Source organism: Acinetobacter sp. YH12072 (assembly GCF_013419565.1).
Classification (GTDB): Bacteria; Pseudomonadota; Gammaproteobacteria; order Pseudomonadales; family Moraxellaceae; genus Acinetobacter.
Map to the genome: position 1 here is coordinate 1 of NZ_VOZV01000055.1, position 10,100 is coordinate 10,100.

Annotated in this window: 14 protein-coding genes, 2 pseudogenes and 1 riboswitch; of the genes and pseudogenes, 9 read left to right on the forward strand and 7 right to left on the reverse strand. The window is 36.0% G+C overall.

The features are described 5' to 3' along the window. Positions 1–426 (forward strand): IS5 family transposase (locus tag FTU19_RS15090; protein ID WP_180131819.1); only part of this gene is annotated, 426 nt, incomplete at its 5' end. A gap of 140 nt (positions 427–566) precedes the next feature. On the opposite strand, the gene FTU19_RS15095 is transcribed toward FTU19_RS15090, so the two are convergent. Both FTU19_RS15095 and crcB read right to left on the reverse strand, forming a co-directional pair. After that, entirely contained in the window at positions 567–761 is a 195-nt protein-coding gene (locus FTU19_RS15095) for a hypothetical protein (protein WP_180111835.1), read from the reverse strand. Between the two features lie 363 nt (positions 762–1,124). Next, on the reverse strand, positions 1,125–1,505 hold the full coding sequence (crcB, locus tag FTU19_RS15100) for a fluoride efflux transporter CrcB (RefSeq protein WP_180111833.1): 381 nt from the start codon (positions 1,503–1,505) through the stop codon (positions 1,125–1,127). A gap of 59 nt (positions 1,506–1,564) precedes the next feature. Next, positions 1,565–1,632, reverse strand: a riboswitch (Fluoride riboswitch). Positions 1,633–1,849: 217 nt separating this feature from the next. Here crcB and FTU19_RS15105 point away from each other — a divergent pair. Next, positions 1,850–2,053, forward strand: coding sequence for a hypothetical protein (locus FTU19_RS15105; RefSeq protein ID WP_180111839.1), 204 nt, complete (start codon positions 1,850–1,852; stop codon positions 2,051–2,053). 184 nt (positions 2,054–2,237) lie between these two features. Here FTU19_RS15105 and FTU19_RS15110 read toward each other — a convergent pair whose 3' ends face one another. The 4 genes from FTU19_RS15110 to mobQ form a co-directional block, all read right to left on the reverse strand. Then, a complete protein-coding gene (locus tag FTU19_RS15110) occupies positions 2,238–2,381 on the reverse strand; it encodes a hypothetical protein (protein ID WP_180131820.1) in 144 nt (47 codons plus the stop codon). Between the two features lie 12 nt (positions 2,382–2,393). Further along, positions 2,394–2,969, reverse strand: coding sequence for a plasmid replication DNA-binding protein (locus FTU19_RS15115; RefSeq protein WP_121523934.1), 576 nt, complete (start codon positions 2,967–2,969; stop codon positions 2,394–2,396). Continuing rightward, entirely contained in the window at positions 2,962–3,912 is a 951-nt protein-coding gene (repM, locus tag FTU19_RS15120) for a replication initiation protein RepM (protein WP_180131822.1), read from the reverse strand. Before repM ends, FTU19_RS15115 begins: the two co-directional genes overlap by 8 nt. Positions 3,913–4,544: 632 nt before the next feature. After that, a complete protein-coding gene (gene mobQ / locus FTU19_RS15125) occupies positions 4,545–6,299 on the reverse strand; it encodes a MobQ family relaxase (RefSeq protein ID WP_373684979.1) in 1,755 nt (584 codons plus the stop codon). A gap of 259 nt (positions 6,300–6,558) precedes the next feature. Here mobQ and FTU19_RS15130 point away from each other — a divergent pair, with 259 nt between their 5' ends. Next, complete coding sequence (locus FTU19_RS15130) at positions 6,559–6,933, forward strand: hypothetical protein (protein WP_086322809.1); 375 nt, start codon at positions 6,559–6,561, stop codon at positions 6,931–6,933. Positions 6,934–6,957: 24 nt separating this feature from the next. Here FTU19_RS15130 and FTU19_RS15135 read toward each other — a convergent pair whose 3' ends face one another. After that, positions 6,958–7,611 carry a hypothetical protein gene (locus tag FTU19_RS15135; protein WP_005086345.1) on the reverse strand — a complete coding sequence of 218 codons (654 nt, stop codon included), beginning with the start codon at positions 7,609–7,611 and terminating at the stop codon, positions 6,958–6,960. A 227-nt stretch (positions 7,612–7,838) separates the two neighbouring features. On the opposite strand from FTU19_RS15135, the gene FTU19_RS15140 reads away from it, so the two are divergent. The 6 genes and pseudogenes from FTU19_RS15140 to FTU19_RS15165 all read left to right on the forward strand — a co-directional run. Continuing rightward, the gene (locus FTU19_RS15140) at positions 7,839–8,159 is read left to right on the forward strand and encodes a type II toxin-antitoxin system RelE/ParE family toxin (RefSeq protein WP_000897309.1); all 321 of its coding nucleotides are present in this window, start codon (positions 7,839–7,841) and stop codon (positions 8,157–8,159) included. Then, positions 8,152–8,424 (forward strand): NadS family protein, encoded by a 273-nt coding sequence (nadS, locus tag FTU19_RS15145; protein WP_130114462.1) that lies wholly within the window; start codon positions 8,152–8,154, stop codon positions 8,422–8,424. Before FTU19_RS15140 ends, nadS begins: the two co-directional genes overlap by 8 nt. Positions 8,425–9,035: 611 nt before the next feature. Next, positions 9,036–9,176: pseudogene (locus tag FTU19_RS15150) on the forward strand (SEL1-like repeat protein); the annotation flags it as partial. Positions 9,177–9,292: 116 nt separating this feature from the next. Then, positions 9,293–9,712 (forward strand): DUF596 domain-containing protein, encoded by a 420-nt coding sequence (locus FTU19_RS15155; RefSeq protein ID WP_180111831.1) that lies wholly within the window; start codon positions 9,293–9,295, stop codon positions 9,710–9,712. Then, positions 9,712–9,870 carry a hypothetical protein gene (locus tag FTU19_RS15160; RefSeq protein ID WP_180111827.1) on the forward strand — a complete coding sequence of 53 codons (159 nt, stop codon included), beginning with the start codon at positions 9,712–9,714 and terminating at the stop codon, positions 9,868–9,870. The genes FTU19_RS15155 and FTU19_RS15160 overlap by 1 nt, the downstream gene beginning before the upstream one ends. Before the next feature lie 71 nt (positions 9,871–9,941). Next, positions 9,942–10,100, forward strand: a pseudogene (locus FTU19_RS15165) (IS5/IS1182 family transposase); the annotation flags it as partial.

A 10,100-nucleotide genomic window follows, 5' to 3' on the forward strand; every position in this document is an offset into this window, starting at 1 on the left:
GTCAGTGATTCACAGGTGCTTGGTGATTTACTTAATCAGATTCCACAAGATGAGCGGATTGACTCTGTTTATACCGATGGAGCTTATGACACCAAGCAATGCCGTCAGGTCATTGCAGATCGGCAAGCGCATGCGGTGATTCCACCTAGAAAAAATGCGAAACCATGGAAAGATACAAAGAGTAGCTCGCTAGAACGAAATGAATTACTTCGAACAGTTAAACGTTTAGGCAGGACACTATGGAAAAAATGGTCAGGCTATCATCGGCGAAGTTTGGTAGAAACCAAGATGCATTGCATTAAATTATTGGGCGATAAACTGAGTGCAAGGAGCTTTCAAAGCCAAGTCAATGAGATTCATACATGTGTGGCAGTCCTCAATAAATTCACTGAATTAGGTCAACCACTTACCCAAGTTATGCCTTAGATTTGGCTCGATTATGGGCGCTTTGCATTTCAAATCTTTGTGCAACAAAGCCCAATTAACATAATACGGATTATGCGAAACGTAGATCCACGTGTTTACACTTTTTGACTTATGACACCCATTATTTAAAATAATGGGTGTTACTCTGTTGAGTTTTCAGAATTCAGTAGAATACATTTACCATCAATTTTACCAACTAAACTTATAGGCTTGGATGTTTCTACATCATCAAAAGATATCTCAACTAATAGATTTTGATCTTCGAAAGATTCTAATTCTTCAATTAATTGCTTGATAGTTTTACCACGTGTGACCCATTCTGGATTTTTAGTCATATTATTTCCAGCTATTAAATATTTCTAAAATTAACATAATACACCTTATACGAATTCCCAGAGCATGGCTTTCAGCCATGCTTTTGTTTATCAAAATAGTATAGATATATGAATTTTAAGATAAAGAAAAAGCCTTATAGTCTCTCCCGGAACTATAAGGCTTATAAATCGCTGTAATTTTTTTCTTAATTACCTACTTTTTTCCTCTATAGGTTATGAATATATTTTACCGATAGGGAAAAAACAAAGATATAAGACAAAAGATGAATATGCTAAGAATTCCGCGTAAAGCCTACTAGTTTCGCATAACGCCCATTATGTTAAATGGATTTTAAAAGGCCTCATATAGAAGCCATTAGAGTATTAGTTGTTACCGCAAAATTGATATGTGAGCATGCCTAATACAGTAAATATCAGTGAGCCGATCACATGGATAGCTATCGTAGAAATTGCATACTCAAATTTTGAAGATTGTAATAAGCCCACCACTTCAACCGAGAAGGTTGAGAAGGTAGTCAATGCACCACAGAAGCCTGTTACGACAAATAATTTGTAATTGGGACTTAGAGAGCTATTTGAAAAAAATGATACTGCTAACCCGATAATGAAAGCACCGATCAAGTTAACCAGTACTGTCCCAAAAGGAATATTTTCAAAGACATTGTTAAATTTAAGACTTATACCCCAACGAAGCCAGGCACCAAATATAGAGCCAAGAGCTATTGATAGAAGGGAAAAATACATAGTGTATGCGCTCCAAAATAAAAGTAGAGCGCACACCTACGCACTCTACTTGGAAAGAGAGTTACGTAGGCATCATCAGCCAGAACTGGCGGTTTGTAAAAGGAGGAATACCATCTCCTTATAAGAGAAATTTTAAAACTATTTTTTGAAAGATCAACAATTTTTAAAATTAACACAATGGCTGTTATTCAAATAGGATTTGGAGGGACTATTTATTCTTTCAATAAGCAAACACTTGTGGAGTTTTTCTTAATTTGTCATCCTTGCGGCCAAGGGTGTCTAGCGTAGCTAAGGCAGGTATTCGTTATAGTCGGGCCGCTATAATACGGATGACGAGTGCCTGTATGTTTAACTTAAATATCTTTAATAAGATCTCTAGCGAAGTATTGACCATCAAAAATGATCTTGAGCTGAAATCTGAAAATCAACTGATAATCAAATATAAGACTTCTACTTCTGAAAATTATAAAAAAGCAATTATTTTGATCTTTAAAGAACGTGGCTATACCAGGTTGGAAATAGGTCAGTTACTTGAAGGACAATTCTAAAGATTTCCTAAAATTAACATAATACACCTTATACGAAATGCTTTATAATTGTCTTTATTAATCAATGGTATATATCATTTTGATTGGCCCGTATCCTCCAGATCGGGCTTTTTTATGCATTTTTCACGTTCCACGCCTACTATTTAATCAATGTTTCACACTTTTAATTAGCCCAATTGAATAATCAGGATGCCTGGTCTTTTCCTTTTTGGCGTTCATCCAGCTCTTTTTTCAGCTCCTTTTTATCCTGGTACGATGCGATCAGCATGATCGGGATCAACAGCGGGGCCACAATAATGCCTAGGGCAATGTCTTTCAGTTTCGGCATGATCTTTCTCCCTTAGTCATTATCAAAAACAGCATTCAGTACACGGCCAAATAAGCCACGTTTTTTGTGTTGTGGCACTGCCACATTTTGCAACGTGGCATGCTGTAGCGTTTGGGTGTGGTATGCCGTAGTTTCTTGCTGTGGCACTGCCACATTTTCTGCAATATTTAATTCATTATTCTTTTTATTATCATTGTCTTGTTGTGTTGTCGCATGCTGTGGTAGGTCGGTGTCGCATGCCGTAGCATCTTGTTGTGGTGCTGCTGTGGCAGGAGCAACACTTTTCAGCTCAATGAGTGTTTGCATACGGTCAATTTGTTGCATTAAGCGTTCTTCACGTTCTTGGTATTTTTTGACTTCATTTTCTAAATGGGCAATAAGTTTTTTTGTAGATTCATCACCTTCTTGCTTAGATGATTCAATTTTTTGAGATGTTTGCTCAGGTTCTCCAAAGCATCGGATGACCTCTGCTAGATCGAATTGTCCATCACTGGAGCGTGATAAACGTCCATTACGTACAGCTCTGTAAATGGTTGATCTATCCACATGGAATTTTTTAGATACTTCACTTAGTGATAACTTAGCCATTTACGGTGTCCTTTTTATTTGATGGCATGTATCCCACTTTTTTTAGGTATGGGGATAGTTCTTTGATTTTTTCAGGGTCTTGTAGCATCTCAGCAATACGAACAGCAAATTGAGGATAGCTTTCTGTTCCTTGTGAATAGCGACCCATTTCAGGGAGTTCTGAAAGTTTATTTGCAAACATATGCCGTTGAGCATCGGTCATCTTTGAAGAAAGACCCAAAGTATCCGGATCTCTTTCTATTGATGGGCTGTCCTTCTTTTTCTGTTTAAAGTTAAAAGAAAATCCTGAAATTGATCGACCTCTTTTGTGTTGTTCATACTTCACTGTGATATCTGTATGTTCGTTAATTTGTTTAATAGCGAGCTCAAGTACACTAGTTTTAAAGCGTTCCATACGCTTGTACTCAGTATCGAGTACGCCAATTCTTTGACGGAAATCACTTAGCTCTATAATTGGAGTAGAGCCCGTACTTCTCCAAGCAATTAATAACTCATATAAACGAACAGCATAAGCACTACTGAGATTACTAACTTGCTGCAATTCGTATTTAGTAAAATGCTCTTCTAAGCGCGTAATTAATGGAACTATGGCAGGGGCAAAAATAAGCTTAACCACTGCTTCATTATCTACATATCCAATTTCACTAACCCAACGGGATCTATAGTTCTCAATATTCCCTCTTTCATTTATTTTTTGATAGCTGAATTGTCTTGCGAATAAATCATTACAGGCATCTTTTAATGCCTGATAAGCGGTATTGCGATGTACGCCAAATTGATTGATATAGCTTTCTGCATGGACAGTTAAGGGATCATTAGCATTAATCCCTTTCCCACTTTCTCTTGCCTCAACAATAGCTAATAAAATTAAACGTTGTTCTACTAAATCTAAGTTATAACTTGCATTAATTAAGGCATTGTCTTTTACAACTAACTCTCTCATGAAGCACCAGTATTATTTATTATGCTATGACACCTTAATTAATTTTAGTGCTATAAGCAAGGTAAACGGTGTCATATTGCAAGGTAAACGGTGTCATATTGCAAGGTAAACGGTGTCATATTGCAAGGTAAACGGTGTCATATGAAGTCTAGAAGCCTTTATTTACAGGGCTTTCAGCTTACCTAAAAACATTTAAAAACTTTAAAATAATTAAAAGCCCAGGAAAGGAAAAATTGCCCTATGTTTTCGCTACGCTCAAACTCTATTGAACTTCGCTTTCGCTCAGTTCGTAGGGGCAATTTTTGGCTTAAAATTTCGTGATTTTTTAAAAAAGAAAAGCAACTAGGAATTCGCTTCGCTCATAGAACTTTTTCACTCGCTTCGCTCGACATAAAGCCACCGTAATCAGTTCGCACCCATTCGGGATGCTCTGATTCTGAGTTCTTGATACACAGGGGAGCCTGTAATCAGGGAAAAACAGATGAAAAAATTTAGATCCCTGTAGTTCGCTCGTAGACACTCGCTAAATGCTCTCATTTGCGATTTAAGAGTTTTTTCTTAACTCAACTATAAATCTCTGTGGTTTAGCAAAACATCGCTAAAAACCCTATTTTTTTGCGTTTAAACAGCATTCACCAAGGTCGGTAATCGTTGTTATTTTCATTTTCTGGTTTTTTAGGCTCGTTTTTCTGCTGTTTTTCCAATTCTTGGCGTTTTAAAAATGCCAAATGTTCTCGTTCGTGTTTTTCTTGTTCATAGCGTTGTTCTTTTTGCTCTCGTTCTTTACGTAATTGCTCTCTAAATTCACTTTCTCTGCGATCATTTTCAATTCTTCGTTGGCGATCTACTTCCGCTTGGCGTACTTGCTGCATTCTTTCTTGTTCAATTTTGAGATCATCTGCCCGTTTTGCTTTAAGGAGGGGACTCATATCATCATTAAAATCATGTAGGGTATCGAATGAATGAACGTACTCTCGTTTTAGCTTCTGCCAAAACGTGGGTTTTATCGTTGGTCGTTCAATCCCATTATTTTCCAGTATCTCTGAGCATTGACCTAAGCGTTGGACGACATTCTCAATATCGTATTCTTTAGCAAGTTGTTCGACCTCGGTTGCGTATTCTCTCCAGTTCTCATTTTTTGCCTGTTCTACTGATTTTTCAGTCGCATAAAAATCAGGTTTTTTTATATCTCTGTAAGTATGATGGTAAGAGTCATAAAACAAATTATTGCTATGTAGGTAAAAATCGCTTTTGTTTTCTGCTAACCATCGTTTTGTCTTGGTGAGATTTGATTCAATCTGCTTTTGATTATCAGCAGCATTGCTTTGAATGGTGTAAAACTGATTGGCAAATTCTGCATAAATATCCTGGCACCGGATGAAGTCATCATATGCGTTGTCGATCTGTTGAACCTGTTGTTCTTGCAGGCGTTCTTCTTCTAGATTGAGATTTACTAATTCTGCTAAAAGCTCTTTTTCTTCTGCTTCGGTTAACTGAAGTTCGTTTTCCAGCTGGGTAATCTGATCTTCTAATCGACTTGGAACAATAATTTCTTGATCAAGGCCCTTGATGATCTGTTGGTATTCTCGTGCAGCATCTAAATTTTTGGCTTTGATTGCATCATTTTCAAGTGCAATTCTTGGTAGCACAATTTCAGTGTTACGTTCTTCAAGCGGTCTTTTTTGTTCCTCGTCATATTGTCTGCGAAGTGCTGTAGCTTCATGCCCTTCATGATGAGTGGGTTCAAGAAAGTCTAAGCCCTGATCCTTGTAACTCCGGTGGTCGATGCGTTCGTCTAGTCCGGCATTTTCCAATACTGTGTTTACAACATTGGCAAAAGTTGCTCGGCTGTCCTTCAGGATCTCGGGACCATGGTCGTTGAAGATTCTTTGTTTTTTGCCTAATTCGCCTTTGTCATTCACGACTCTGGTCGTGAACATGATGTGGACATGGAAATTTTTATTATTGGTTTCATCATCATGATCATGTGGTGCATGAATACAAGCATCGACAATCACATTATGTTTTTTGACAAAGTTAGAGCAGAAATCATCAACGATTTTTATGCGTTCTGCATCTGTTAATTCATGTGGTAAAGCACAGATATATTCTTTGGCGAGTCGTGCATTGGCTTTCATTGAGCCATTGGCATTGAATTCTTTTTTTTCTACTGTATTCCAAAGTGTTTGACGGTCTAAAAGTTTTGTATTGGTATGTTCTGGTGCATAAATATTTTTGTATTCAAGTCCCTTTTTTTTAGTGTAGTCCTGAGTCTTTCCAAAAGTCAGATCCTCTAATTTTTCACAGGCACGATAAGCAGCACAAGCAACGGCTGAACGTCCGTCACTTCGTGAGATGTTGCTTTCATTCAAATGAAAAATTGCCACTTTAAAAACCTAAATTTCTGCATACCGTGGTTTTGATTTTTGCAACTTTGAAAAAGTTGCTGACCATGCTAAAGCGAGGTCATGGGGTACAGGGGTTTCCCCCTGTCGCAACGTCCACTTTTGAATGAAATGATAAAAGTGGGTAAGTGCGCCCTTCGTTTCACTTCGGGAAAACTTCGCTTCGCTACGTTTGATATTGCTCGCTTTGTTTTTTGACTCTATGATGATGTTTGATTATTGATCATCACGGTTTAATACTATGTCAGATATTCAAGAAAAGAAAGATGCAGTTTTAAAGAAACTCACCAAAGCACAGCAGAAAAAATTATCCCTGCAAGAGCAAATTGAGTATTTAAAAAAAGAACAAGAGCAGATCTTAGAACAGGCAAAACAGAAACAGAATGAGCTTAAACTCAAACAGCAAAAACTTTTAAGCGAAGCAAAAGCCCAAGAACGGAAAAATGAAACTAGACGGAAAATTTTGCTTGGCGCTTGGGTTTTGAATAAATTTAAGAATGATGAATCTTTTAAACATCAATGGGCTGATTTTGAGCAGTTTTTAAGTGCGGAAAGTAAGACAGAAGAAAATAGACAGAAAGATAAAGAGCTTTTTAATGATCTTTTTAAGGGATAAGTTCTAAATTTCATATAAGAGATTTTATGTTAAATCACTGATGTTTGATTTTAGAATAATATTATGAATTGCTTTTATCTCTTCCTCTTTTTGAGCTTGAAACTTTCCATAAGTTGAAAAATGTAAATGCTTATAGATTAAAGGTTTTTTTTCATGAAAAACTTTAAGAGTATGTCCTTCTATTTGTTTAGCATCATTCATCCATGAAAATATAGATGTTTTTTTCATTAATTTAAAAACAGCGTCAGAGATAAATACAGCTTTAGTGTGTTCTGAAAAAATGGCTTTATGAATGTATTGTAGATGATTTTTATCAAGATCAGAGCTTTTCAAATCATTTCTACCAGTTGTGGGAAGATGAAGAAGCTCGATAAATGAAATACGAGAAGCATCTTTGCAAGAAAGTCTAATTTTTGAAAATTCTTTATGATATTTTCGCCCATCTCCTTTATATCCATCTAATAAAAAAGGATGATGTACATTGTATTTCTGCCAAAATGAAATAGCATCCTCATGATATTCAATGATTTTAGAAAATATTTTTTGTTCTTCAATATTGGGAGCGTAATTGGCATCTAAGCCAATAAATAAAAACTCTGCTTGAGTAGGACAACATCCCTGATAAGGTTTTTGGCGGAAAGCGTGAATTAGTTTTTCACTTGGATGAACGTTATACATATTTTTATCAGTAGACGTAATGCAAAGAATATTAGTTTATCCGATATAGACACCAACATATTAAACCGTCCGATAAGAAAATCGCAAAAGCGCATATTCTAAAAGTGGACATTTTTATTGGTGAGAATATAGACATTTTGAATGGGTTCTAACAGAGAGCTGTAATCTCTCGTTTTTTTGTTCTAAAACTGCTAAAATTCTTATACGCCATTGACGTACTTGAACCTATGCTATTCATTGAAACCAGTATTTTTACCAAGCAAATCAAAGAGCTTGTGAGTGATGAAGAGTATCGTCAGCTCCAGCAAGATCTCTTGGTACAGCCCGATAAAGGCGACTTAATCAAGAATGGCGGTGGTATCCGTAAAGTACGTTGTGCTCAAGGTAATAAGGGTAAAAGTGGTGGTATCCGGGTGATCTATTATTGGGTCACAGAGGATGATCAGATCTTTTTCCTAGTGGCTTATCCAAAGTCTGTGAAAGATAATCTGACCGACAAAGAGACCTCGATCCTACGTCAATTAGTGAAGGAGCAATTTCATGGATAACAACTTATTTGATGACCTGGTTGCTTCAATCAAAGAAGCTGGTGCTATCAAACGTAATGAGATAAAGGCCAGTCGAGTTACAGCGCTTGAATTGCCGGATATTAAAGAAGTACGTGAGAAAACTGGCTTAACCCAGGCAGAGTTTGCTGCACGTTTGCATATCAGCGCGAGAACTCTACAAAACTGGGAACAAGGCCGTCGCTATCCGACTGGTCCTGCAGCAACTTTAATTCGTATTCTTGATGCTCATCCAAGTCTAATTTAGAAAATTGAGATAATAAAAAAGCCCGACATCCTGTCGGGCTTTTTCATATCGGGTTGCTAGTCTTACTGATCTCGTGCTGCCCATTCCTTGCGCTATTTTCTTATTCTTGTTTTCTAGAAACATCCAGTTCCCTTATGTATTCATCATAGGGCTAATGCTTTGGATTACCAATCCGCAAAATCCTTAAATCTGTGTAAGTTTTAGCTTACAAAGTTGGCCTACTTTATCCCAAGAGTTGTCCGCAGAAATTGGGGATAGTTTCGGGATGTGGGGTATTGATAAGCCAGAGAAAAACGACAATTTGATTAAATATTGATCAATTTTATTGGCAAGAAGTATCAAAATTGCTTAAAAAGAAACCGACTTGTTTCCAAGTCGGTTTTTTGTGGTTTTTTAGGGGGATGAATTTTTTTAACTATATGAAAAACAAAGATATTTTAAAAAGCATTTCGTATAACCACCATTATGTTAAATAGGCTAAAAATATACTGTAATTTTAGAGTTTTCTTTTGGATATGATATAAAAATGTACAGACCTAACAGTTTAATTTAAAAGTTAAAAATTGAATAAATTAACAAATATTTTTATGGCTTTAGGAGTATGCCTTTCAATGGAAACATTTGCCGAACCTGTTTTTTCTAATGATTTATTAGCGAAAGCTGAAAATTGAGATACTTCTGCCCAGTTAGAATTAGCTGAGATTTATCTATATGGCCATGGTGTTGATTCAGATGAAAATCAAGCTGAAATTTAGACCTCTTGCGAAAGTATTATTTTTGACTATTTTAGACTTTGATATTTATTTAAAAATCAACGTTTATCACTGATTAAATTTTGACTAACGCAAGAGGTCTAATGGAGTAGATAATGTTTAATCTAATCGATAAACAATTTGATGAATTAATGAAATCGGCTAAGTTTCAGGCATTAGATGGTATTTGGCTATCAATTAGTCGATTAGATAATGATTTAGAATTTTATGAAATTGTGGATAATAACTTTGATTTAAAAAAAACAATATTTTTCTATATTTTAGAAAAGTTAATGAGAAATGGTGATTTATTACTTGCTAAAAGCGAAAATGATGAAATTTTATATGACATACCTATCTCTGAGCAATTGGAATGGTTCAAACTATCATTCCCTAAATCAGAACGACATGCAGAGGAATTAGGGGTTGTTGATGTCGGAACTTGGCTTGTTGTTTACGATAAAGATTTTTGTCCATTAAGACCTGTTTGGGTCTATACACTTAAAAATGGTGAAAAACATTTAGAGTGGGCATAATGATTAATAAGTTTAATGTTGATCAAATTGACTATATGTTAAATTTTCAAGAAGCGAAGTATCATGATTTAGGATGGTTATGGGGTGCAATTGACAGCTTAGAACGAAATATCGGTTTACCAGTAAGTTTAATAAATAATTTTGCTTTGAAAAAATAATTTTTTTCAATATGTTAGGCTTTGTTGCACAAATCTATCTGTAAAGGCTTTTTCAGCGATATAATTTTCAAATGAAGAAGCCTACACACAAAATCTACCGCATAACCAATTGGCCCGCATATAACCGAGCACTCATGAGTCGCGGAAATATTGCCATTTGGTTTGATCCTGCTACGCAATGGTATGCGCCATCAAAAGGCAAACAAGGGCGAAATCAAACCTACTCCGAC